Below are 25,207 nucleotides of genomic sequence, written 5' to 3' on the forward strand. Positions count from 1 at the left end.
ACCTCCTGCAGCGTTAGCTTTCGTTACGTCTTGCATAAAGCAAATAAATAAAAAAGGGAGCCCCGATAGCTGCCGTAAATACGCCGGCCGGTACGTCAAGCGGGAGAAACGCGGTCCGCCCTATGAGGTCGGCAAGCATAACGATGATCGCTCCGAGCATAGCGGAAACAGGCATCACCCGCTTGAAATTAGCGCCGATCAGCTTGCGTGCCATATGGGGAGCAAGCAGCCCGACAAAGCCGATGCCTCCTCCCACCGAAACCGCTGAACCGGCTAACGCAACGCTGATCATTAGCAAAATGAACCGGTTAAGCTGTACGCGGCTGCCGCTGCTCGTTGCGATATCATCGCCGAGCTGTGCGATATTGACATGGCGCGTCATGAGCATCGTAAGCGGCAGAAGAATAATCGTCCATGGCAGCAAAAGAAGAACATTTTCCCAATTGGCAGCGTAGACCGAGCCGGTCAGCCATGTATAGGCCTGACCCGCATCGTTTTTCGGATTAAACACAATCATCATCGTAGTCGCTCCGGACATTAACGCCGACATCCCGACCCCAATCAAGATCAGTCTCATGGAAGTGACGCCTCGTTTCCAAGCGAATAAATATAAGACAAGCGATACGATGCCCGCTCCCGCCAGTGCCGATACAGGCAGCCACCTTATGCTAACCGTTCCGGCGGCGAAGGTCAGAAAGGCAACCGCTGCCGCAGAGGCTCCTCCCGTTACGCCTAACATTTCAGGCGAAGCCATCGGATTACGAACGATGTCTTGCAGTATCGAGCCCGCCACCGCTAATGAAGCGCCTACCAGCAGAGCTGTCGCAATACGAGGCAGGCGCAGCATTTCAATAATCATCGTATTCGTGTCAGAGCCCTTGCCAACGAAGCTCTGAAAGACTTGAAAGGGGGAGATGTACGTGTCGCCCAAGCATACGCTAATGACAGCTGCTGCAACGCATGCCGCGGCGAGAGAATAAGCGATCCATGATTTCTTCTTCACTTCGATAATCCCCTTCGAGCGATATACATAAAGAATGGGGCTCCGATGACAGCCGTCATAACGCCAACCGGCATTTCTTCCGGAATCATAATGAAGCGGGCGCATATGTCGGCAGCAAGCAGCAGAATTGCTCCGCAAACCGCGCAATAAGGAATGAGCCAGCGGTGGTCGATGCCTGCAATATAGCGCGACAAATGAGGAACGACGATTCCGATGAACCCGATCGGGCCCGCAATCGCTACCGATCCTCCCGCTAGTATGACCACGATTGCTCCTACCGCTAATTTAAGCAAAATCGTTCGCTGCCCAAGTCCTTTTGCCGTGTCCTCCCCAAGAGTTAATACATTTAATCCCTTTGCCAGCAGCCAGGCTACCGCCCAGGCGCCCGCCATGTAGGGAAATATGGTCTCCAGCATTTCGGGGGATCTTCCGGCAATCGTTCCCGTCAGCCAATACAAGACCGTACTCAGGCCCTGCTTCTCCAGCGCGAGAATGCCTTGCGTAAAAGAAGCGAAAAGGGCAGTCATGGCTGCGCCGGCCAATATCATTTTCAAGGGCGTTAAGCCGCCCCTGCCCGCCGATCCTAGAACATATACGATAACGGCGGCAATCGCCGCCCCTAAGAACGATATCCACATAAGTGCATGCATATTGGAGACCGAGAGCAATATGGCAGCGCAGACGACAAAAAAGCTGGCTCCCGCATTGACCCCAAAGACGCTCGGCGAAGCGAGCGGGTTACGGGTCAGCGTCTGCATAAGAGCTCCCGCGACAGCCAAGCTCGCGCCAATGGCGGCGGCGATCAGCGCTCTCGGCAATCGCGTCGTGCGAATAATGATCTGATCCTTCGATTGCTCATCATAATGAACAATCGATTCCCATGCCGTCGGCCAGGTATAATTTTTGGCTCCGAAGAGAAGGCTCGCCATAAGGCAAATAAGGAGCATTACGGCGCCGACCGCAAGCCCGGCAGCTCTCCATCCGTTCATTCGGGTAAAGCGCATGTCGACATTCTCCTTAGCAAGCGTAAAGGAATGAGCATGCTGCTCATTCCCGGCATTTTATAATTTATAACGTCTATTTGAGCTCAAAATACTCATATAAATCATCCAGCATGGAGTTGGCCGCCAGCACTCCCGCGCTCAGGTTCCACGTTACTACGTCCACCTTGATGTATTTGCCGTTCTTCACGCCCTTCAGGCTAGCCCACAGCGGATGCGAGGTCCACTCCGTCTGGGCGGCAGCTCTGCTAGGCTCATCTTCCTTGATTTGGGTAATATCGAAAATATAATCGCCGTCCAATTGCTCCATTTGTTCCTTCGAGGTTATATTCACGACGGCCTTCCCTTCAACCATCTGAGCCTGCGGTCTTCCGATGCCAAGCTCTTTGAAGATCGTGCCGGCAAAACCGGTCGCATAGAAGCGTGCGCTTCCGTCCTTCTCAAATCGAATAACGGATGCCTCCGTAGAAGCCAGCCGATCGCCTGCCTTTTGTTTGAAATCGGCAACTCTCTGATCCCAATCGGCCAGCAGCTTACCCGCTTCCTCCTCCATATATAACGCTTGCGCCGAAAGCTTCATGTTTTCCTTCCAGTCAAATACCTCTTCCGTAATGATGGTAGGCGCAATAGCTTCAAGCTGAGGATAAATTTTCTCGTCGCGCGTTTTCGTACCGATAATCAGATCCGGCTTGAGCGCGATAATCGCCTCTATATTTGGCTGGTTCTCGTCTCCCAGGTTTTCGACTCCCGTCATTTTATCGCGCAAAAACTCGTACCAAGGCTGCTGATCCCATGATTCCACCGCACCTACCGGCTTCACGCCAAGTGCCACGGTTATATCAACCATTCCGTTAAACAAAACGACGACGCGCTCCGGCTTTTTCTCTAATGTAACGGAGCCCATCGCGTGTTCGATCGTTCTGGATGTGCCTGCCGCATCGTTATTCGCCGCCGCTGGCGTCTCGGTTTCGGCTGCACCCGCTGTTCCGCCATTGTTAGCAGCCCCGTTTGATTCGTTTGATCCATTTGTACCGTTTGTACCGCAGCCCGCAATCGCAATGGAAAGCATGAGCACCAGCAACCATTTAAACCTTTTCATGATCTTCCTCCTGTAAAATGATTCAAAATGAGAACGCATTTAATGATAATGATAATTGATATCAATAATACTATCCGCATTTTGTATCATTGTACATGACTGATTTTGTCCGTTTAAGGCACTTATTTTGTCATAGCGCTAACTTTAATTGCTCTTTAATCTTTCGCCTTCATCCCGGTAAGATAAAAACATTTCTTTAAATCCGCCTTACAAAATAACAAATACAGATCACACATTATGTCATCCTTCTTACTGCCAATATTGTCTATAATGAGAAGCAGGAAGGAGATGATTCTATGAAAAAACCAAATATACTACTGATTACGAGCGACCAGCAGCATTGGAATACGATAGGCGCATTTAACAATGAAATCCACACTCCCAATCTGGACCGGCTGGTTCGTGAAGGCACAACTTTCAACCGGGCTTATTGCCCTAACCCTACCTGTACGCCGAGCCGCGCATCCATTATTACCGGCATGTATCCAAGCCAGCATGGAGCTTGGACGCTTGGAACGAAACTGCTTGAGGATCGTCATACCATTGGCGAGGACTTCCAGCAGGCCGGGTATAAAACTGCATTGGTTGGTAAGGCCCATTTTCAACCCTTGCGGTCGACAGAAGAATATCCATCGCTCGAATCGTACCCAATACTTCAGGATTTGGATTACTGGAAAACGAAACAAGACTCTTTTTACGGCTTCTCTCATGTGGAGTTAGCCCGAAATCACACCAATGAAGCGCATGTCGGGCAGCACTATGCTGCATGGATGGAGGACAAAGGATGTACGAATTGGCGAGATTATTTCTTGCCGCCGACAGGCACCATGGATCCAAACCAGACTTACAAATGGCCAATTCCTGAGAAGTACCACTATAACACCTGGATCGCCGAACGTACCAATGCTTTATTAGAACAATATAAACAGAATGACGACAGCTTTTTCTTGTGGTCCAGCTTTTTTGACCCTCATCCGGAATACCTGGTGCCTGAGCCATGGGATATGATGTATGACCCCGATCAGCTTACCATCCCCTCCATGGTTCCGGGTGAACACGATAATAATCCGCCGCATTTTCGGATGACACAGGAAGAGGCCCCTGATTTCTCGGGCTTACGGGAGAGTGGATTTGACATACATGGATACCGCTCTCATCTTTTCTACGAGTATGGAAGCAAATTCCGGCTGACGGAAGAAGACAGGAAAAAGCTGGTCGCTGTGTATTATGGCATGGTCAGCATGATGGACAAATATATTGGGACTATTCTGGATAAATTAGACCAGCTCGGTTTGGCCGATAATACCCTACTCGTATTCACTACCGACCATGGCCATTTCTTTGGGCAGCACGGCTTACAAGCTAAGGGCGGCTTCCACTATGAGGATTTGATAAAACTGCCGTTCATCGTGAGGTACCCGGGATGCGTTGCGGCCGGCAAAACCTCTCCAGCATTTCAATCACTCGTCGATCTTGCGCCTACCTTCCTGTCTTTCTCGAATCTGCCTATACCTCATGCAATGACGGGAGTAGACCAGAAGGAAGTTTGGCTCGGGATGTCTGATCAAGCAAGAGACCATGCCATTTGCGAATTCCGGCATGAGGCGACCACCATCCATCAGAAAACGTACGTGGATGAACGATATAAAATTACGGTTTATTATAATCAGACATACGGTGAGATTTTTGACCTGGAAGAGGATCCGGACGAACTTCATAACTTGTGGGATAACCCTGATTTCGCCAGTCTAAAATCAAAACTCCTGCTGAAATACGTATGGGCTGAACTTGGTAAAGAATCGATGCCAATGCCTAGAATTTGTCACGCTTAACCCTTCCAAACCAAGACCTCAAGCCTGCAAGCTGCAACCATTGGACAATGGCGCCGCTTGCAGGCTTGAGGTCTTTTTCCCGAATAACGGGTTACTATTCACCTATGTCTGACGATGTTAAAATGATAGTGGCTTTCATCAACTTTAACTTCGGAAGAGGTCGTTTGCATGATAGAGTTCACTCATGAATATGCGGAACATTTATACCATACTCCCAATGCGTTGGAAAAGCATAGCGGTGTTATCCCCATCCGTATTGGCTATAACGAGGCAAAGCCAAATTATCATATAGGACCGCGGTTTATTGCTTATTATAGCTTGCACTTCGTTCTTGAGGGCCAGGTTACGCTGCGTACCAATCAAGAAGAGACCACCCTTACGAGAGGTGATCTGTTCGTTTTATTCCCTCATAACATTCATGAATATTACATTACTCCTCGTGAAGACCCCGCTCTAAAGATGTTTTGGGTTGCTGCTGAGGGCAAACAAATGCCACTGGTCGCCCGCCGGCTTGGGCTTACGCTCAAACACCCCTATATCAAAAATTTTTTCAATCAGGATCTTGAGCAGTCTTTTTTTCAGTTTGCATTTGAATGGAAGCATCTCGTGAAACAGGATGACTTCTCCTTAACGCAAGGGTTTTACTCTTTACTGAATCAGATCGTTCGATTATCTAAGCCGATTAAAGCATCCTCACCGACCGATGATTGGGTTGCTACGAGCATCGACTACATCCATTTGTATTATAAGGAAGGCATAACCGTTACGGACATTGCTGATCATGTCGGGATCCACCGCTCGCATTTTTCGAACGTCTTTCATCAGAAAGTCGGCATCCGGCCACATCGGTACCTGACGGATCTAATCATGAAGGATGCTATGAAAATAGTGAGAACGACGGCACTGCCGATTTCTCATATCGCCCTTTCCCTCGGGTATTCGGACGTTTACTCATTTACCCATGCCTTTAAAAGCTACCATGGGCAGCCACCAAGCTTTTACCGGAAATCAGAAGGCCCTCGCTGAATGATACGGACTGCGCAGCTCGCGCAGCCCGACTCTTATGCTGTATAAGTTCATTCAGGCTAAATTAATGGCTTTGATCGCAGCCAATGGAATTTTCGGCTTGCGATCCTCCGTTAGAAGCCCGTTGATTTCCTGCTGGACGTCGGTAAGCTGCGTATAGCAATACCCGCTAATATACTCGACGTTCTTAATCGCTTGGGTGATGCCGCGGAATCGCTTAATGAATTCCTCTTCCGAGGCAACCTGATCGCCGTAGCCCCAGCCTTGGTCCGACTGGAACGCGATGCCGCCGAATTCGCTGATGATAATCGGCTGTCCCCGGTATGCATACCCTTCCGCAAACGCGTACTTCCAGTGATTGCAAGTCGTTTCATTGGTCACGATCGCTTCCTTGCTGGCATAACGCTTCAGAAAATCGTCTCCTGACGCGACATAGTCATGCAGCGTTAAAATGTCCGATACGGTGTGCTCCCAGCCGTCGTTCGTGATGACCGGACGGTAAGGATCGATGGATTTGGTCAGATGATAAATGCCCTCGGTGAATTTCTGCTGCCGCTTATCGCGCAGAATGGATGCGACGCCCCATGATTCGTTAAATGGAACCCAAGTAATAATACTTGGATGGTTATATTGCTGCCTCACAATTTCCAGCCATTCCTTCGCGAACGCCTCAACCGCCCTATCATGAAACTCGAAGGTGGCCGCCATCTCGGACCACACTAGCAGACCTTTCAAGTCACACCAATAGAGAAAGCGCGCATCCTCAATCTTCATATGCTTCCGTACGCCGTTATAGCCCATCGCTAGGATGTGATCGATATCTTCGATTAGAGCTTCCTCGCTTGGCGGAGTCAGATGGCTGTCCGTCCAATATCCCTGATCCAGAATCAATCGCTGGTAGATCGGCACGTTGTTCAGCAGCACCTCCCCGTTCTTGATGGAAATCTTCCGCATGCCGAAATAAGAGAACACCCGGTCCACGACCTGATCCTTCGCATACAGCACAAATTCCACATCATATAAGTTCGGATGCTGGGGAGACCAGAAGCATTTCTTCCACGGCCCGTTCGCCTCATGCAGAAGATCAACCTCAACGGTCAGGCAAGGGCGGTCGATCGCAAGGCTTACTCTTTTAACTTGCTTGCCTTTAAACGTAACGATAGCTTCCAGCCTTAGGTCGCCAGCTCCGTCTTCTTCCACCCCTTGCACTTCGTAATCGAAACGGACGATGGAACGGTCGACATCCGGCGTGATCTTGACGGCGTCAAGACGCCGATCCTCCACGTATTCCATCCATACCGTCTGCCAGATCCCGGTCGTCTGGACGTAGAAGCATTCGAAATTGTCTTCCATCCAGCGCTGCTTTCCTCGGGGCTGATAACAGCTATTGCTGTCTTCTGCCTTCACCGTGACTTGATTATCGGCCCCGAATACGAGATACGGGGTAATATCGAACGAGAAGGCCGCGTAGCCTCCCTGATGCCGGCCTGCCAACGTTCCGTTCACCCACACTTTGGCTTCGTAATCCACCGCTTGGAAATGAAGGATAACCCGTTTCCCTTCAGCTTCCTTCGGGATGTGAACGGCTTTGTTATACCATACTTGCGGATGGAACTCTTCGATTCCGATACCGCTCGCTTTGGTTTCGTACGTAAAGGGCACGATTATTTTGTGGGTCTCATTGAATTTCTCCTGCCACTTCTCATTCTCCCCCACGCTATGGTCATCGAAGCGGAAGTTCCATTCGCCGTTTAAGCTAAGCCAATTGTCACGTACGAATTGAGGTCTGGGATAATCTTTGATATATGCTTTTGTTGTCATGCCGAGCCTCCTATTTCTTGTCTTTCTCCTTCATTACAAGTACATAAACGGAAGTAGGGCGCAGCGGATAACCTAGCTTCCATTCTTCGGCGGGGACGACTCTTTCCTTACATATAATCCGTTCTGGCTCGAACACGGAATTGATATCGTCGTAGGAATCTCCCGTTATTTCATATAGAACCGTTTCTTCCGCAGCCTCGAAGGCTTGCAGGTCAAGCGCCGCCTTCACCTCGTTCAAGCTGCGGTTCACGATAAATACGGATATGGAGCTGCGGTCGTCGTTCGTGCCGGCCACAATGTCAAGATCAGGCAGCGCGTCCAATAAGATAGGCGTCTCCTTGAGCGACGGAACGGCAAACCTCCCGCACTCGACTGCGACGGGTAGAGTATGCCGAACATCCCGATTCGCGTAAAGCTTCATCACTTCATATGTTGGCGTCCCGTATACGGTAAGAGGCATCCCGCTCCAGCCGGGCTCCTTGCCGCAATATTGATCGGCATAATAATCGCCTACGCGGATGCATCCGCCGAGCCAGCCGTTCACGAGATCGGAGAAGCTGCCGATGTGAACCATATCGCTGCAGCGTATCATTTCGTTCAGGTTGGCTGCATTGGCGACCGCCGCGCCCAATGTATGCTCGTTCGGCAGACCTTTCCGAATCGTGTTCGGATAATACATCGTGTTGTATTCCGTAATGGCCAGCTTCACATGGCTATGCTTCGCGTCCGCATGAATATGCTCTGCCGTCTGCTTGATGTGGTGACGGGTAAACTCAGGATAGGAGGCGATCGCCTTATACCGATCGTCCGCCGGCGTATTCCGGTTCATGCCAAAGGGACCGTAGCCGTGATACAAGTGAAGGGTAAGATAATCGAAATGCTCGCCGGCCAGATCGAGAACGGTCTTATTCCACTCCTGCTCGAAGTGGCCGCAGGCTAGAAGCATGATAGAGGGATCGGCCGCCTTCATGGCTTCTGCGAAGGAAACCGTGCGCTGAGCGAATTGATCCGCGGAGCAAGTGCCAACCTGCCACTGTCCCCACACTTCGTTGCCGATCTCCCAATAGCGGACATTATACGGCTCGGGATTCCCGTTCGCTGCACGCTGCGCACCCATGGGCGAATCGACGCTGCCGTTGCAGTATTCAATCCACTGAGCGGCTTCCTCGGGCGTACCCGATCCGTCATTTACGCAGATAAGGGGCTCCACCTGAAGCTCCCTGCAAAACCGGATAAATTCGTCCGTGCCGAAATATTTGCTGGTCCAGCCTCCCCACGCTTCGTTGTACATGACCGGTCTCTCGAGAACCGGGCCTATCCCGTGCTCCCAGTGGTAGGCGCTGATATAGTTGCCGGCGAGCCTCATCATCCCTGCGTTCAGATCCCGCGTCATGTCGATTACTTCGCGCTTCACCATGGCGATGCTGTCTACCGGTAATAGTGACACGTGGTCGAGCCAAAGCATACCCGTGGACACGTGATCAATCCACCTCGGGTGATCCGCCGGAACGTATACGCGGATTTCAGCGTCGATGCATTCGCAGGCAATAGACAGCCGCGCCTCGTACTCACGCCAGTTGTGGCTTTCGAGTTCGATCCGGACTTGTCCGAGAAGCTCATCCGAGCGCCTGTCCACCAATGCGACGATGATAACCTTCAGCTCGACGGAAGCACGGGCCACAAGCTTGACCGCGTAATCCGCAGGTCCTTTGAGCGCGGCTTTCTGCGCGATTCCGGCATAGGCTTCGTCATCGCTCAGAAGACGGATGCGCTGGGCGCGCCCCGAATGCTTCGGGGCGGGCGCCTCCAATGCGTACTTGGTGTTCCGCCCGTTCGTATAGGCGTACCAGCTTCCGGCTATCTCTGTCTTCGTCACGGCTTCGCTTTCGAAATCCATATCCGTAAGCGGAAACGCGAGCATCGCTTCCATATGATCCCGAATGTCTTCAACGAAATGGCCGAATAAATATGGGTTGACCGTATGCTCGCTCGTTCGGCTGCAATCAATCGTTATTTTCGCGTTAGTGTCCAAAATAAGCCTCCAGCTGATTTGTCGTAATGGTTAAGGATTTAATCATTAATCGATCTGATCATAACGCCCTTCACGAAATGCCGCTGCACGAATGGAAACATGATCAATACCGGCAAAGTGGAGACGATAATGACCGCGAACTTATTGCTCTCAGCAAGCAGGATCTGATTCTCCAGCCCAACGCTGCCGCCCTCGATGGTCGCCGATTGGCTAATAATGAGAATACGGCTGATTCATGTCACCTTGGCTGCTCCTTTCTCAACCACAAATTATGTAAGCGCTTAAAATTATAAATAATATTAATATATATTTATATACTTTATTTAATATAAAATAAGCCCGCGATTTCCGCGGGCTGACTTACTGAGCAATGGCCACTAACCGAATGTTCTTGTCCTCCTACAATAAAATCATTCATTCATGATAAAATGCTTAAAAATCCCGCTTCAGCCTATCGGCCAAAGCGGGATAAAGTCTTACTCTATATTACCGGAGCCGGTGCGCCATATTCGGCCCACTGCTCTTTCGTCGGGCCGTAAAGATCCGGCACACGAAGGCCGGCCTGACGCATCAGGACCGTCATTTGACCGCGATGATGAATCTCATGCTTTACGAGCATATCCAGCGTCAAGCCGTTCGGCCATTGATCGCCGTACATGTCGCTCATGTTGAGCAGATTCTCATCCTTCCAACTGGACTGAACAGCATCAAGGAGTGCTTGCGAGGTCCGCTTATAGAGCGCCGCAATGTCTGCTGCCGAAGCTGGCACCGACATATCTTCGCCCGGTCCTTCGAAAGACAATCCAGTCCGCGATGGCATTTCGTGCAACGTCTGTACAAGATGCCACGCAAGACGTCCAAGCGTTCGATGGTCGCTCGTAATCTGTTGGCCAAGAGACTCGTCCGTGAGTGTCTCTAGCGTCCGCAACGTTGCTGCCGTTTCATGCCGCCAAGTTGCGGCAAAATCCTCGATGTGTTTATACATATCCAACATCTCCCTTTTGTAATGGAATAACACCATTATATCATTGTTTGAATGATAACCCATTTTCCTTTAAAGTCGTCCTAAGTATAGGTAAAGATTTGGGCCCCATACCGTGAATTTGCAAGATCTCTTTTTCACTATATTTTGAGAGCTGTTGCAAAGAAGTTATTCCTTTGTGTTCCAATGCGCGTCTTGCCGGTGACGCAAGAAGGGAAAGAAATCCGTTGTCAGGTTTGCGTTCTTGCTCACAAGTCGGGCAGGAAAGACAATCGCTGCTTTTATAGAATCGGTGTCCATTGTCGCAAGTTTTTAAAGTTTTATTTGAAGCTGCCATTATTATTTCTCCTTTTCTTAATCCCTTCTACAAGAGTGAGTTGTTTTCATACCCGTATATCATGAGTTATCTCATGACGCTCTAGTTTTCCATTTCGATCGAATTGCAGTTTAAGTAAACAGTCATCAACCACAAAGAAATAGTAATAGCAACATAGAGAAGAATATATTCTTCACCGTTTGCACTTTTCGATCGATTACTCACATGTCACCGAATGCCGGAATGGAACCGGTATAAGTCATCCAAGCCCCGCCTATACGATGAAGAATTTCCAGGGTATGGGTGATAGAAGCTTCGAAAATGGGCCTATTTATCACTAGTTGACCGTCGACTCCATCACCGCAGAAAATGCCTCCCCAATACACAAGTTTGTGTATCGGAGAGGCAATATGGATTAGTGCTCTACAAGAACGGTTGTTGTTGCAATCGTCCTGTTGCCGGCATAGTCAACCGCTTCGTACGTGATTGTATAGATGCGTCCGTTGCCCGCACCGGAGCGCTCTGCGCGAAGCTCAAACTCGAAATCAGACGTGCCGTACTCCGCTCCTTGAATGTCGGAAGCGGTATTTCCGTCCCCAGTGCCGTTTTCCGGTTCACTGCTTGTAATGGAAACCAGTGTGATGGCAGCGATTCCGGTACCTTCATCAGTTGCATGCGGAGTGACGCGAATCGTTTCCATCCGATGTCCCCGTGACTCCAAAGTCGGTTTATCAACCTCAAGCTGCAAGGTCGGTGCCTGGTTGTCTGCCATAACAAACGTTACCAGATAGGTCCGAACGCCCCCATCTTGTGCGGTTACGCTGATCTCAGCCGTGCCGGGAACTGCTTCTGCCTGCTTCACCAAAACCTCGGATGTATCCGTCAGCGCCTCTGCCGCAATGACAGGGATAACGCTTGGAACCTCTAACTTAACCTCGTAATGCGACTTGGACGGATCAAAGCCCTGCAGAGGCGTTCCATCCAGCATAAGGCTCGAGAGCTCACGGTTGCCATCGGCCATAGTGACTTCAATGAACGGACTCCATCCGTCGCTGCCGGCGAGCAGGATAGCTGGCGCATATTGTGCCGCTTCCTCCAAGGTCAGCTGCTTCGTCCAACGAAATCTGCTCTTTGGATTTGCACCGGGACCATAGCTAGCAAATTCGCCATAACGTGCTGTTGTTTCATTATTGGCATTCCCCCAATTATTCCAGCCTTCAGGGGTGACATGTTCGCCGAGGTAACTGTTAATATAAATGACATTTGCATCTCCGCGCCAAGGTCTGCCGAGGGCAACGCCGGTAACCCCGGGCTCCGATGTAATCCGGCTGTTGATGAAAACGTAACCCGGCTTGCCTGCTCCCGTGGAAGCCGCGGTAACATAACCGGCCCTAAGGCTGTGGATAATGCTGCCTTCGAACACCGCAGTGGCATTGCCGAAGATAAAGTCGACAGTGCCTTCAATGTAGCTGTCCAGGTAGTAGTGACGGCCGTTATTGGCATACAACGTGTCCTGATGGCCGAGCAGGCTAACATCACGGAAATTCAACCTATCCGCATTGGCATAGAGCGCAACAGCCTGCCCGGCATTCATTCCGGCATCGTTCTGAATGGTCAGATGCTCTGCTGTAAAGTCACTCGCTTGTACCCTAAAGCTATAACTATTCGAAGTTCCGAGCGGGTTTCCATTGGCATCCAATGTACTCGCCGCATCTCCGAACACGAGAACGGTACCTTCCCTGCTCTCTCCGATCATGCGTACCTTGATTTTCGCGGACGGAAGATCTAACTTCTCCCTGTACGTTCCGTTTTTGATTTTGATGATTGTCGGAATGGAGCTGTTACTCGGTACGGCATTAATGGCATCCTGCACCTTCGTATATTGTCCGCTTCCATCGGCCGCTACGTTCAGCACCAGTGCAGGTACCTCTTGGACCGTAACGGAGGAAGCTCCTTCCGCATCTCCATTTGATGCAGAGACGAGATAATAATAAGGATTCCCGTTTATAAGACCAGAATCGGTGAAGAACGTATCGGTCAGTTCGCTAGCGACGATCGCGAACGGTCCTGACGGCGATTCGCTGCGTTTAACCGCATAAGATGCGGCGCCTGGCACATTGCTCCAAGATAAGGAGATACTGCCGTTGCCCGGATCGGCAGCCAGATCCGAAGGAGCGGCAGGCGTGCCGTCATCGGCCGACGGACGGACGCCAATCGGAGCGGAATCCAAGCTGTGCGTGCTGCCGTTCACTGCGTTAACCTTATAATAGGATGGAGAGCCATTATTTAAGCCAAAGTCTTCATAGGTGAGGGTCTCTACTTCCGCAACGACGGAGTACGGACCAACCAGCGTATCCGCACGTTTCACCTGATAAGACAGGGCACCGTCAACGGCCACCCATTGAAGCTGAGCCCCATGGGGTACCGGCTTTACCGCTATAACCGGCGTCGAGAGATGAGTGTAAGGAGTGACTGCGGCAGATGCCGAGTCCGTACCCTCGCCGCCGATGCTGGATGCGGAGACAACGTAATAATACGTTGTTCCATTTTCCAATCCTCCGTCCCTATAAGACGTCGCGGTTACGTTAGCGGCTATGGTTGTATAGGGCCCTTCCGGATTTACGCTTCGTTTAACCGTGTAATGAATGGCATTCTCTACGCTCTGCCAAACTAGATCGGCTTGCGTACTACGGGCGGAAGCGCTCAATGCCTCAGGCGCTTCAGGCTTTACGGCAGCCGTCGACGGCGTTGCCGTTGCTTGATTGGAAGGGCCGCTCTCACCTGTTGCTCCCGATGCAGTCACGACATAGTAGTAGGTGTTGTCATTCTGTACTGTCGCATCGATATAAGAAACGTCCGTTATACCCTCGGCAATCGTCTCGTAAGGCCCGCCATCCGCAGTCCCCCGTTTGACGGAATAGGTCGATGCGCCCTCCGCAGCGGCCCAATCCAGCTTAACCTTACCGTTGCCCGGGATAGCCGATAATCCTTTCGGGCTTTCTACCGGCTCTACGTAGACCTTGAGATTATCATAATAAATCGTCCCTTTTCCTGTACCCGGCATTTTGGCCGAGACCCGTCCGATGCCCGCCGTTTGAAGATCCGTTTCCAACGGCACGTTTTCTTCCGCCAATGTTTGGTTGATATAGATGTCGGCAGTTTGCGCCGCAACGTTTGCCACGATCTTCAGGTTATACCATTGGTTATTCGCCGGCGGATCCATCAGTTTGTAGTCTGCTCCGTTTTTCTTGTAGACGAGGGTATAGCTTGATTCCGCTACCGGCGCGGTCGGCTTGCGGAGCTGGAAAGACAGCGCCGTCTTGCTCCCTGTATCGTCCTGCAGGTTCAGCACGGTTGACGTACCCGGCCATGACGGGGAGGAAATATCGACCTCCAAAATAAATTTCCCTTTTTGCGGCGCAAATTTACGGAATAGCTCTGTACTGACTGCTGCATTATCGTACACCATTAACGCTTTGTCAGAGGGGTTGCCCATGGAGCCTGCCGGCATATCCGTTACGACGACCTTATGGTCGGCATCCTGCGGGTTAGGCAAGAACGTATATCCTTCCGGTGTCGTTTCATTCGTTCCATTCTCGAAATCGTCATTCACATAATAAACGGTTTCCGGTTCACCCTCGGCCGTTGCGCTTACCTCGTCCGAGTTGAAGCTGGTACCCTTATCATTTTTTGCTGCAACAACATAGAAGTAGGTTTTTCCGGCTGTTAGACCCGTATCTGTATATGAGGCTGCCGCGATGCCGGAGCCAATCTGCGTGTAGGGTCCTCCAGGAATATCGCTGCGGAACACATCGTATCCCGCCGCCACCGGAACCTCTGTCCAAGCTAAGCTCACGGATTCAACGCCTGCCGATGCCGTTACCCCCGTTGGGGCCGATGGGAAATCCGCATCCAGAGCATTCACAGCAGCATGAGAGAACACGGATGTATTGTACTTATTGACATCGTCGTCTGCTTTTGAAGCATCCGCCGCGAGTCCGAAATAGACGGTTTCTCCCAGCGGGGCTATGGTCGTATCGATCACGGACCAATCGATGCCATCATTCGAAATAAGGGAAGTAATCTGGTCTCCCAAACGTACCAGCTTCACCCAATACGGCGTATTGATAAAATCATCGGGCTCTATGCTCGTTACCGTTCCGCCGCTCGACAAACGCTTCAGCGTGATGCTTTTTTTGCCGTATTTGACATAAGGGATAAGCAACCCCACAAACTTGGAGGACGCGCTTAGACTCTCCCGGATCATCACGCCGGCCTCAGCCCCGTCATCGGTAGCCGTGATGCTCTCCACGCGTGCCACGACCTCTCCATTGCCGGTCATGGATTGATAAGCGTAATGGAAGTTATCCGTATCGCCGGCAATATCGCCCGCCGACTTCACGGTAACATCGGAGGCGGATGCTCCCAGCTGCGTATGACCGGCTATTCCCGGCGATCCGATATCCGCTGACTGCCATGGCAGCGTGCTGCCCGGGGTATTTACTTGAACGGCAACGTTACTGGATTGGGTAGAGGTGCCCGTATCGTCGATTGCTCGAACCGTTAGAAAATGTGTACCATCCTGGGCATTCTCCCATGTCAACGAGTACGGAGCGTTTGTATCCTCGCCCAGCTTGACATCGCCTAAATAAAATTCCACCTTTGCCACCGTACCGTCTGAATCGGATGCCGAAGCGCTTATTTCGACTTCGGATCCTTCCGTCACGACGGTGTTATCCGATGGAGAAGTAATGGCAGCTTCGGGATTAACCGAACCGTTCCCGGTAATCCCGTTCAAATAGACTTCCAGATTCGTATAACCGGAAGTATGGATGCCGTTGCGGTCGTCCGGGTTGTTCGGATTTAAGCCGTTTGCCGTTTCCCATTCGTTCGGCATGCCGTCATGGTCATCGTCAGCCCATGTCGATGCTGTCCTAGCAAACTCCAAATACCCGCCGACTTCCTTCTGCGAATTAATATGCCGTCCCGAGCGGCTTCTAACCTCTTGAACGACCCTCGCGTCGATTGCGTCTCTTCTGGGAAGTATGGCTCCTGCGCCGGCAAGAACATGCTCATAGGCAAGTTCTGCCGATTCCGGAATCGACGGGTTCGGCATCTCGACGGGCGAGCTCAGCTTGGATGCAGAATTCGCTACCTCTCCGACGCCCAGCCAATTGTCGGCAGTAACCTCGGCGGAGCCGTCCATCACATTGCCGCCAATGAAGATTCGCGTATTCTCGCTCACTCCGACAAATACCTGATCGCGAACGGTGCGATAGGTGCTTGGACCATACTTATAGTAGTTGTCCCGAAGGTTATACATCCCTTCTTCGCCGCCGTAAGAGGAGAAGAAGCCCCAGTTATAAATAACATTGTTATACATATCCGTAGGGAAGTTCGGAGAGCCGGCAAACCGCGGATTCCGGCTAACGTTATTCGCAATCAGATTGTGATGAAACGAAGCGTTATTGCCGCCCCATATGCCGCCATATCCGTGTCTTCCCTTTTGATGTGCCGTCATGAGCATACTCTCCGAGACGACCGACCACTGCACGGTCGTGTTCTCATTTACATACATGCTCAGAACCTCATCGACGGACCAGCTGAAGGAGCTATGATCGATCATAATGTTCTTACGATAACGTCCGCCGAAAGCGTCGTCTTCGCTCGGATGCCGATCCCCCAGCCGGAACCGCATATAGCGCACAATAAGGTTATCGGCTTCAAATGCCGTGTTATAGTCGGAAACCGTGATTCCTTCCCCGGGAGCTGTCTGGCCGGCAATGGTTACGTTCGATCCGGTTATTCTCAGTGGAGATTCCAGATGGATGGTACCGCCCACCCTAAAGACGATAGTCGTATTACTCCTGGCAACGCCTTCCCGAAGCGATCCCGGCCCCGAATCCGCCAGCGTCGTCACTTCGTAAACGTCGCCGCCTCTTCCGCCGGTTGTATACATGCCCCCGCCCTCAGCCCCCGGAAAAGCCGGAAGTTGTTCGGTTGGCGACGCAGCCGCCGTTTCGGCTAAAGCTGTTCCAGGCAGAGCGGAAACTAGCATGGAAGCAATTAGAAAACCCAAAAATAATTTTTTCAAAATCAGATCCTCCCTTAGTTTCAAAAATGTTCTTTTCCCGTTTGTTTTTGCAGCACATTAATGAATACTGCCTCTTCACCACCCCCTTCAAAATTATGTAAACGCATTCATAAACTGATTCATATCATGAGCTGCGATACTGACAAAATTGCCTGTAAAACCTCCCGAAGGTACCCATCCCCCTGAGCAAAAACCGTCTTAAGTAGCTTTCAGAGCCGTATAAGACGGTTTTCACGGGCCGCGGTTACTGTTGATCCTTCAAATAAGCCGCTTTATATTGTTCCATCAATTGATCTCCGCCGGCTTTTTTCCATTTATCGATTTCAGCTTGCCAGCCTGCTTCATCCATTTTACCCATAATAAATTTGGTTTCGGCGTCTGTAATCATCTGCTCCAGTTCTTTGCCTCGTTCCGTATAGATGGCCGAATCCAAAACAAGGGCCGGATTTTTTACAACGTAGTTTTCATTCTCTCTGACCAATTTTTTGTTTTTCAAAAACAGGTCGCTTTCTTGCATCGGTTTGTCCATATTATAGTTATCGCCGCGTTGGATCAGCGTATCGCGATATGGCTTGACTTCTTTGAAATCCGCATCCTTATCGAGCGGAACGGTGAAGTCGCCCTCCACTTTGTAGTGCTTGCCTTCAATTCCCTTGTTAATGAGATAAACCATTTCTTTGTCCAGCAGTTTGTTAAGGAATGTGAGCACTTGTCTCAATTCCTCTTCGGTTTTGACCGAGGACTTCGGAACGACTAACATCCCCGCATTGCCGCTTTCGCCAGGCAAACGGATGCCTGCCGGCCCTTCCATGGGAGCGACGTCAAGAGCAGCTGTCGGCACCACTTTTATAAGGTTCGTCAACATGGTCTGGGCATTGCCTCCGGAGATTCGCAGCCCCACATGTCCCGATTCATACGCTTTGTCATTGGTTGCGGAATCCACGACGGAGAAATCTTGATTAATCAGCTTCTCGTTATAAAGCCGTCTGAATAAATTCATTGTGGCAAAAAATTCCTCGGTCATAAATTCCGGCGTAAAATTGCCCTGATCGTCAACCGCCCACTTATTAGGTCCTCCTTGAGCGACGCTAAGACGAGTCAAAGTAGAAGCTGCGTTTTGGTTATAGTTTTTGTCAAGCAGCAAACCATAGGTATCTCTTTCTCCGTTCTTATCCGGATCCCCCTCCGCTACGGCTTTCAGCACGTTGTACCAATCGTCCAGCGTCTTAGGCACCGTTAATCCCGCCGCATCGAACCAATCCTTCCGGTATTGGACAACGGCACGCCCCATATCCCGGAAGAGCGGAATTCCGTATATTTTGCCTTCCACTTGAATGTTGTCGAAATAACTTTGCGGTTGGGCGGATAAGTTCCCGTATTCCTTGAGATACGGACCAAGCTCCCAAAATAAGCCTTCCTTCATTGCACTGATGCTGGTCGGAATATAGCCGACCTTCATCAGTTTAGGAAGTTCCCCCGAGGCAACCATGACATTGATTTTCTCATCGTAAGCCGCCGTCGGAATCCACTGGAATTCCAAATTCGTGTTCGTGTATTTGGCAATGGCCTGCTCAATCGGATTTCCTTTCGGGGGGATTTCCCCGACCTGATTGACCACGATCGATAGATCGAAAGGTTTCGCCTCTTCTTGCGGAGCCTGGCTTGCTCCAGGACTGTTGGTGGCTGCGTTCTGATTATTGCTGGAACTGCAGGCTGACAGAACAGCGGTAGCCAATAATACGCTCCCCATTAGTAGTGCCATTTTTTTTCTCATTCTTTTGCCCCTCCATTATCAATTTCTATGGATACTCCATACCCAAATATAGGAAAGTATAAGTTTTACTTTTATACTGACGCCTATATTTCACCGCGAAACGTAAGCTTATGCCGCCAGAGACGGCGATAGCCGTTTACGCTTGGTATGGAAGTTCATAGCCATTTGGCAGTGCCGCTGCAGCATTAACCTTTAACCGAGCCGAGCATGACCCCTTTGGCAAAATGCTTTTGCAGAAACGGGTAGACCAACAAAATCGGAATCGTCGCGAAAACAATTACGGCCATTCGGATCGTAAGAGGTTGAATTTCCGTACTATCGATCGAAGAGTCGCCGATACTGCTTGAGGCCAGTATGACGACCTCCCTGAGAAGCACCTGGATCGGCCACTTGGTGTTGTCGTTAATGTAAAGTATGGCGTTGAAAAACTGATTCCAGTGACCCACGGCATAAAATAATCCGAAGGTGGCCATAGCCGGCAAAGACAGCGGAAGCACGATTCGGAATAGCACGCCAACATCATTACAGCCGTCGATCCGCGCCGAATCCTCGAGCCCGTCCGGGATTTGCTGAAAAAAGTTTTTTAAAACGATCAGATTGAAAGCGCTGATCGCACCCGGAATCATCAATGACCACAAGGTATTGGTAAGGTGCAGAGCTTTAACCACGAAATAGGTCGGAATCATTCCGCCGCCAAACAGCATCGTGAACAAAACCGCGAGAAGAATCGTCTGGCGCCCTCTCAAGCGGGGTTTCGCGAGCGGATAGGCCATCAGCGAGGTGAAGATCAAATTAATCATCGTTCCCAATACGGTAATATAAATGGATACCAACATGCTTCGCACCAGCGTATTCGTAGAAAAGATATAGCGGTAGGAAGCAAGCGACCATTCCTTTGGCCACAGAATCAAGCCCCCCTTAGCCACTTCGGCAGGGCTTGTAAAAGATACAGCCAATACATAAATAAAGGGCAATACGCATACGAGCGCTATCAACAATAGAAGAGTATAGTTGACCGTATCGAAGATCCGATTGCCTATCGTTTTATCTTGAATCATTATGAAATCTCCCTCCTATCTCGATGAATTGTTTTAATAAATGCCCTCTTCCCCGAACTTTTTCGCTATCCAGTTAGCCCCAAGCACCAGAATCAATCCGATAACCGACTTGAATATTCCGACAGCCGCACTGTAGCTATATTGGGCTTGAGTCATGCCTATCGTATAGACATAAGTATCGAATACTTCACCTACCTCCCGGTTTGTCGGCGTAAGCATGAGATAAATATGTTCGAAGCCCGAGTCCATAAAATTTCCCAACCGCAAAATAAATAGAATAATAATCGTGCTGCGAATGGCCGGGAGCGTAATATGCCATAATTGCCGCCAACGTCCGGCCCCGTCGATTCTCGCTGCTTCATATTGCTGCAAATCCACCCCAGCCAGCGCGGCTAGAAAGATAACCGTTCCCCACCCCACCTCTTTCCAAATGGATTGTGAAATGATCATCGTCCGAAACCAATCCGACTCCAGCAAGAAAGCTGTTTTTCGGCCTGTTATTTGGTACAGAATCTCGTTTAGGATCCCGTTCTCAGTCGTAAAGAGAATATAGAAGATCCCGACAACAACGACCCATGATACGAAATGGGGAATATACACCAAGGTTTGAACAAAGTTTTTGAATCTGGCGTGTCTCAGCTCATTCATCATGAGCGAGAGAATAATGGGCAACGGAAAGAAAAAAAGCAAGTTGTACATAGCCAAAACAACCGTGTTTCTAAACAACATGCCGAATTGCGGCTCCGAAAAAAATCTTTCAAAATGCTTCAAGCCTACCCATGGACTTTCAAAAAAACCAAGATAAGGCTTGTAGTCCTGAAACGCCATCGTCACGCCGTACATGGGGATGTATTTGAAAATAATGAAATATAAAACACCCGGCAGCAGCATTAGATAAAGCCACTTATCTCGAACGACATCCTTTATTAGATATCCAAATTTGCTCTTGCCGGCCCGGGCATTGGCAATGGGTGTTCCTGCAGGAACATACATATCTTGCTTCATCTCCACAACCTCCTGAACGTTTCTCTGCGGTTTCTGACTTTATTATCGAGTCACACAGTCACGACCGGCTATAGGGCTTAGACAACCAGGCAACGATTCGGGCTATATTGGCTTCAAATGCACATAAATAAACTATTGGATGTGCTTTATAAAACTTATAGAGCCAAGCGTAAACGGCTGACGCCGTCCTTAGCGGCAAAAGCTCGTTTCGCGGTGAAATATAAGCATCGTATAAGATTCAAATTTATACTTTCTTATATTTAAAAAGAAAGACGCTGCGAAGATTCGCAGCGTCCTTTATTTATTCAGCTTACTGTAAGATTGTTCATATTCCCGAATCATATGCTCTCCGCCGGCTTGCTTCCACTTTTCCAATTCTGCCTTCCAACCTGCCTCGTCAATTTGTCCCATAATAAACCTAGTCTCTGCATCCGTGATGATCGTTTCCAGTTCTTTGCCCCGATCCGAGTAGATTTCCGAGTCCAGAGTCAAAGCCGGATTCGAAATGAGGTAGTCGTTATACGACTTAGCGATTTGTTGGTTCTTGCGATATAAATCAGGCTGCAGGCTTGGCTTAAGCAAAGCCTCTTCCTCACCAAGAAAGGGCAGCATGTCCCGATAAGGCTTAACCTCTTTAAAATCCAAAGTCCGGTCCAACACTTCCGTAAACTCGCCCTTCTCCGCCCAGTGCCGATTTTCCACTCCTTTGGAGATAACCGTTTGCATGGAAGGCTCAAGAAGCATATCCAGAAAATCCAGTATTATTCTAACTTCTTCTACAGTCGAAACGGAATCTTTGGAAATGGCGAGAAAGCCCGCATTCCCCGGCTCCTCCGGCACCCTGATACCGCCCGGTCCCGTTAGCGGAGCTGCATCCACTACCCCGTCAGGAATGTATTTGGACAACTTATCCTGCCAGGTTTGGGCATTTCCTCCGCTAATCTGAATGCCCGCACGACCTGAGTCATACAATTTTACCGTTTCAATGGTATCGATAACCGGAAAATCCATATTGATCAGATTTTCCTGGTACAGCCGTCTGAAAAGTTTCAACGTCTCGTAAAACGGCTCGGTCATGAACTCGGGGGTGAAATGGCCGTTCTGGGCCTGCCATTTGTTCGGCCCTCCCTGAGATACCGAAATTCGTGTTAATAAGGAGCTGACATCTTGATTGTAGCGTTTCTCCAGAACCATTCCATAAGTATCGTCTTTCCCGTTTCCATCCGGATCATCCAAGGTGAGCGCTCGGGTCACCCGGTACCAATCCTCTAATGTAACCGGCATCTTCAGGTCCAGCTCATCGAACCAGTCCTTGCGATACTGGATCGTTGCGCGGCCAAGGCTGCGCATAATCGGAATGCCGTATATTTTTCCGTTAACGGAAATGTTCTCGTAGTACCGCTTATTAATTGCCGCTAAATGGGGATAGTCCTTCAGCAAGGGACCTACTTCCCAAAACTGTCCCGCCTTCAGCGTAGAGATAAAACTCGGCGAATATCCTAACTTGACCAGCTTGGGAAGCTCTCCGGACGCAATCATCAGCCTAAGCTTTTCATCATATGCAGATAAGGGTATCCACTGTATCTGCAAATTGGTATTCGTGTAGGCTTCGATCGCTTGTTCCACTGCATTATTTTTGGGCGGCAGTTCCCCTACCAAGCTTGCCCCTATAGACAAATTAACTGGCCCGTCGACCGATGCCCGTTTGTCGTTAACGCCCAATCGGCCGCATGCGGCAAGAATGCTGGACAAAAGTAGAATACTAAGCAGAGTCGCGGAAAACTTCTTCATTCGGTGCTCCCCTTCATAATCTTTTCGCGGTATTGTCCTGGCGTTATATTGAACATCTTTTTATAACTCCGGATAAAAGAGCTGTCATTCTTGTACTGCATTTTCGAACCGATTTCCGATACCTTCATATTCGTCGTTTCCAGCATAATCTTGGCCATTTTAATCCGGTAATCTATTAAATACTCACTAAATGGAACTCCTATTTCCCGTTTGAAAACACGGCTTAAATAGACCGGATGATAGTTTAGCATTTGAGCGCAGGATTCCAAACTAATCTCCTGATCGTATTTTTCCTGTATGATCTTGACCAGCCTATCCGCAATCTTGATGTATTGCGTTTCGGATTTTTCCGATAACGTCTGGATCAAAGGGGCAAACAACTTCGATTCGAACCAATATAAAATTTCCTCGCGAGTCTGAAGATGAAGCAGCCCTTCTACGGACCACTTTTCCCCAAAAACCTTTTTAAGCGAATCTCCTTGCTCCTGTATGATTTGCAGCACTCTGGAAACCAGCTGAATGAGCATCGTCTGGTGCTCATGCGAATACCTGTCTTTGTACAACAACGCATCGAGATACTGCTGTATGATTTGAGAAGCGCTGTTCGGCTGCATTTCCCGTACGGCGTAAATCAGCCTTTCTTCCAATACTTTCAAATGGGTATACTCATACTGGTCCGCTACCAAATTATTCACGGTATCCCTGTAATGAACAATAATTTGCGGACCTAGGCTGATCCGAGCCTTCAAGGCCGATAGACTCTCTCCATAGGCTTTAACCGTACCAGTTAGATGAATAAAGGGGTCGCTGATCCCGATGCTTACCTTCAGCTTCATTACATCTTCGGCGTTCCTTTTAATGCAATCGGCGAGTTCATAAAGGATAAGCCTGACTTGATCGGGCTCCTCGTGATCCGTGGCAACCAGAGTGACTTGGGATTTATTAATGGTTATAGGACTAAAGCGAATCGATGCCGGCAACACCTCTTGGGCGATATTGCCGATGGCGTATAGCAGCAATTCACGGTCCTCTTCGCCGTAGCGGGTTTCCTGAAGATTATCTATCTGAAGCGCAAGAACACCAAGAGTCTTCCAGCCTGTGGGAAAACCGTTTATGGGTGATCGGTACATATAATCGTTCTCCGTCAATTGTCCCGTAAATAGCTTTAGAACAAAAAATTCCTTCAAGTGGCTCGCCTGATCGGACATTTGCTGCTCGATATGGTTTCTAGACTTGGCCAGAGACTGCATACTGTGCTTTATGATTTCCAGTTCATCGCTTTTACGCGGGACAGTCTGCTCCTGACCGGAAGAACCGAGTCCCTTTGCAATCTCCAACAGATGCCCGATTGGGCGGTACATCCGGCGGCTGCCATATAAGGCTGCCGCAAGGACAATGAATAGGATGGCTGCACAGACATATACGGTTAGCTCCGCAATTTTGCGTGTCTCCTTCTTCAGATCTCCAATGGATACGACGGAAACATAGGTCCAACTGTTGTAACTGGAGGAACGGTACAGCACGGCTACCTCTTCCCCGTTTAACTTCATATTAAACAGCCCGAATTGCTGGTCCGGTCTTGTATGCAATCGATCGGCCAAGGCAACGTTAATCTCCTCATAACCCTCTTTATTTGCGTCCGCTCCCAAAATATTGACCCCTGATCGATTTAAAATATAGCTGCTGTTCGACGCAGCCGAGGACAGAGCTTCATTAATTTCGGATGCGACAATACGTATGACGAGAATCCCTTGCGGCTTATCGGTCTGCGGAAGGATCGGGATTTTTTGGACGAGTGTAATCGCTTCTACAGGTTCGGTAAAATCGCCGTTTGTAGCCGTCATCCCTGTATACCACTGCATGTTTTTTGGACCTTTGACGTAATCCAGCAATTCTTGACGGTTCTCGAACTGGTCCAGCGGTTTTAAGATATTTAGATTTAGAGCCCAATTGCGCTCAATATTAACCAAATAAGCTTGCGTAATGACAGCATCGCTTGATTGAAGGTTGTACATTTCGGCGGTGAGATTCCTGATCGGTTCAAAGTCCGCAGGGCTATACGATACATTCATGGCCGTCTTAACAACGGAAGAATTGGCAAATTGAGTAGCAGATTTCTCGATAGACTTCAGCATCTGCTCAACCCGCATCTGAGTCTGCGTTAACCATTGCATATTTTCCTCTTTTACTTTTTCTTCGATATCCCCGGAGGCAATGAAATAGGAAACAATTCCAATGAGTATAGCTGGGATCATTCCAAGTAAAAGACTGTATGACAATAAGCGCAGCAGATATCTGCTCATTCGAATTCCTCCTATGTGCCGCATCTGAATAAACCGCTTTCATTTGTTCGTTCAAGTTATTCGAATAAGC

Annotated in this window: 16 protein-coding genes; 3 read left to right on the forward strand and 13 right to left on the reverse strand. The window is 49.5% G+C overall.

The features are described 5' to 3' along the window. Nucleotides 1-13: 13 nt before the first annotated feature. From MRBLPE1_RS05170 to MRBLPE1_RS05180, 3 genes are all read right to left on the reverse strand, one after another. Nucleotides 14-1,003, reverse strand: a complete 990-nt coding sequence (locus tag MRBLPE1_RS05170) for a FecCD family ABC transporter permease (protein WP_364142381.1) — start codon at nt 1,001-1,003, stop codon at nt 14-16. Further along, the gene (locus tag MRBLPE1_RS05175; RefSeq protein ID WP_364142383.1) at nt 1,000-2,007 is read right to left on the reverse strand and encodes a FecCD family ABC transporter permease; all 1,008 of its coding nucleotides are present in this window, start codon (nt 2,005-2,007) and stop codon (nt 1,000-1,002) included. Before MRBLPE1_RS05175 ends, MRBLPE1_RS05170 begins: the two co-directional genes overlap by 4 nt. Nucleotides 2,008-2,080: 73 nt before the next feature. Continuing rightward, nucleotides 2,081-3,103: an ABC transporter substrate-binding protein gene (locus tag MRBLPE1_RS05180; protein ID WP_364142386.1), complete on the reverse strand. Its 1,023-nt coding sequence runs from the start codon at nt 3,101-3,103 to the stop codon at nt 2,081-2,083. Between the two features lie 296 nt (nt 3,104-3,399). On the opposite strand from MRBLPE1_RS05180, the gene MRBLPE1_RS05185 reads away from it, so the two are divergent. Together MRBLPE1_RS05185 and MRBLPE1_RS05190 are read left to right on the forward strand one after the other, a co-directional pair. Further along, on the forward strand, nt 3,400-4,935 hold the full coding sequence (locus MRBLPE1_RS05185; protein ID WP_364142389.1) for a sulfatase family protein: 1,536 nt from the start codon (nt 3,400-3,402) through the stop codon (nt 4,933-4,935). Nucleotides 4,936-5,103: 168 nt separating this feature from the next. Next, nucleotides 5,104-5,961 (forward strand): AraC family transcriptional regulator, encoded by an 858-nt coding sequence (locus MRBLPE1_RS05190; protein ID WP_364142392.1) that lies wholly within the window; start codon nt 5,104-5,106, stop codon nt 5,959-5,961. A 54-nt stretch (nt 5,962-6,015) separates the two neighbouring features. On the opposite strand, the gene MRBLPE1_RS05195 is transcribed toward MRBLPE1_RS05190, so the two are convergent. Together MRBLPE1_RS05195 and MRBLPE1_RS05200 are read right to left on the reverse strand one after the other, a co-directional pair. Then, nucleotides 6,016-7,782 (reverse strand): glycoside hydrolase family 2 protein, encoded by a 1,767-nt coding sequence (locus MRBLPE1_RS05195; protein ID WP_364142395.1) that lies wholly within the window; start codon nt 7,780-7,782, stop codon nt 6,016-6,018. Nucleotides 7,783-7,792: 10 nt separating this feature from the next. Continuing rightward, nucleotides 7,793-9,814 (reverse strand): alpha-L-arabinofuranosidase C-terminal domain-containing protein, encoded by a 2,022-nt coding sequence (locus MRBLPE1_RS05200; protein WP_364142397.1) that lies wholly within the window; start codon nt 9,812-9,814, stop codon nt 7,793-7,795. Between the two features lie 26 nt (nt 9,815-9,840). Here MRBLPE1_RS05200 and MRBLPE1_RS05205 point away from each other — a divergent pair, with 26 nt between their 5' ends. After that, on the forward strand, nt 9,841-10,107 hold the full coding sequence (locus tag MRBLPE1_RS05205) for a hypothetical protein (protein WP_364142399.1): 267 nt from the start codon (nt 9,841-9,843) through the stop codon (nt 10,105-10,107). Between the two features lie 188 nt (nt 10,108-10,295). On the opposite strand, the gene MRBLPE1_RS05210 is transcribed toward MRBLPE1_RS05205, so the two are convergent. The 8 genes from MRBLPE1_RS05210 to MRBLPE1_RS05245 form a co-directional block, all read right to left on the reverse strand. Then, a complete protein-coding gene (locus MRBLPE1_RS05210) occupies nt 10,296-10,799 on the reverse strand; it encodes a DinB family protein (RefSeq protein WP_364142402.1) in 504 nt (167 codons plus the stop codon). A 40-nt stretch (nt 10,800-10,839) separates the two neighbouring features. Then, nucleotides 10,840-11,133: an RNA polymerase alpha subunit C-terminal domain-containing protein gene (locus MRBLPE1_RS05215; RefSeq protein ID WP_364142405.1), complete on the reverse strand. Its 294-nt coding sequence runs from the start codon at nt 11,131-11,133 to the stop codon at nt 10,840-10,842. A gap of 394 nt (nt 11,134-11,527) precedes the next feature. Further along, complete coding sequence (locus MRBLPE1_RS05220) at nt 11,528-17,206, reverse strand: pectinesterase family protein (RefSeq protein WP_364142408.1); 5,679 nt, start codon at nt 17,204-17,206, stop codon at nt 11,528-11,530. A gap of 244 nt (nt 17,207-17,450) precedes the next feature. Further along, the gene (locus MRBLPE1_RS05225) at nt 17,451-18,980 is read right to left on the reverse strand and encodes an extracellular solute-binding protein (RefSeq protein ID WP_364142410.1); all 1,530 of its coding nucleotides are present in this window, start codon (nt 18,978-18,980) and stop codon (nt 17,451-17,453) included. 185 nt (nt 18,981-19,165) lie between these two features. Next, on the reverse strand, nt 19,166-20,038 hold the full coding sequence (locus MRBLPE1_RS05230; RefSeq protein WP_364142413.1) for a carbohydrate ABC transporter permease: 873 nt from the start codon (nt 20,036-20,038) through the stop codon (nt 19,166-19,168). A 33-nt stretch (nt 20,039-20,071) separates the two neighbouring features. Beyond that, a complete protein-coding gene (locus MRBLPE1_RS05235; protein ID WP_364142415.1) occupies nt 20,072-21,043 on the reverse strand; it encodes an ABC transporter permease in 972 nt (323 codons plus the stop codon). Nucleotides 21,044-21,340: 297 nt separating this feature from the next. Further along, complete coding sequence (locus MRBLPE1_RS05240) at nt 21,341-22,834, reverse strand: extracellular solute-binding protein (protein WP_364142417.1); 1,494 nt, start codon at nt 22,832-22,834, stop codon at nt 21,341-21,343. Then, the gene (locus tag MRBLPE1_RS05245) at nt 22,831-25,137 is read right to left on the reverse strand and encodes an AraC family transcriptional regulator (RefSeq protein ID WP_364142420.1); all 2,307 of its coding nucleotides are present in this window, start codon (nt 25,135-25,137) and stop codon (nt 22,831-22,833) included. The genes MRBLPE1_RS05240 and MRBLPE1_RS05245 overlap by 4 nt, the downstream gene beginning before the upstream one ends. Nucleotides 25,138-25,207 lie beyond the last annotated feature (70 nt).

Origin of the sequence: Paenibacillus sp. LPE1-1-1.1 (genome assembly GCF_040676435.1) — a bacterium.
Classification (GTDB): Bacteria; Bacillota; Bacilli; order Paenibacillales; family Paenibacillaceae; genus Pristimantibacillus.

What these genes read in the sequence shown, in the direction of transcription:
- MRBLPE1_RS05175 (WP_364142383.1), bottom strand. Translation starts at nt 2,007, where the DNA reads ATGCGCTTTACCCGAATGAACGGATGGAGAGCTGCCGGGCTTGCGGTC.
- MRBLPE1_RS05180 (WP_364142386.1), bottom strand. Translation starts at nt 3,103, where the DNA reads ATGAAAAGGTTTAAATGGTTGCTGGTGCTCATGCTTTCCATTGCGATT.
- MRBLPE1_RS05185 (WP_364142389.1), top strand. Translation starts at nt 3,400, where the DNA reads ATGAAAAAACCAAATATACTACTGATTACGAGCGACCAGCAGCATTGG.
- MRBLPE1_RS05190 (WP_364142392.1), top strand. Translation starts at nt 5,104, where the DNA reads ATGATAGAGTTCACTCATGAATATGCGGAACATTTATACCATACTCCC.
- MRBLPE1_RS05195 (WP_364142395.1), bottom strand. Translation starts at nt 7,782, where the DNA reads ATGACAACAAAAGCATATATCAAAGATTATCCCAGACCTCAATTCGTA.
- MRBLPE1_RS05205 (WP_364142399.1), top strand. Translation starts at nt 9,841, where the DNA reads ATGGTTAAGGATTTAATCATTAATCGATCTGATCATAACGCCCTTCAC.
- MRBLPE1_RS05210 (WP_364142402.1), bottom strand. Translation starts at nt 10,799, where the DNA reads ATGTATAAACACATCGAGGATTTTGCCGCAACTTGGCGGCATGAAACG.
- MRBLPE1_RS05215 (WP_364142405.1), bottom strand. Translation starts at nt 11,133, where the DNA reads ATGGCAGCTTCAAATAAAACTTTAAAAACTTGCGACAATGGACACCGA.
- MRBLPE1_RS05225 (WP_364142410.1), bottom strand. Translation starts at nt 18,980, where the DNA reads ATGAGAAAAAAAATGGCACTACTAATGGGGAGCGTATTATTGGCTACC.
- MRBLPE1_RS05230 (WP_364142413.1), bottom strand. Translation starts at nt 20,038, where the DNA reads ATGATTCAAGATAAAACGATAGGCAATCGGATCTTCGATACGGTCAAC.
- MRBLPE1_RS05235 (WP_364142415.1), bottom strand. Translation starts at nt 21,043, where the DNA reads ATGAAGCAAGATATGTATGTTCCTGCAGGAACACCCATTGCCAATGCC.
- MRBLPE1_RS05240 (WP_364142417.1), bottom strand. Translation starts at nt 22,834, where the DNA reads ATGAAGAAGTTTTCCGCGACTCTGCTTAGTATTCTACTTTTGTCCAGC.
- MRBLPE1_RS05245 (WP_364142420.1), bottom strand. Translation starts at nt 25,137, where the DNA reads ATGAGCAGATATCTGCTGCGCTTATTGTCATACAGTCTTTTACTTGGA.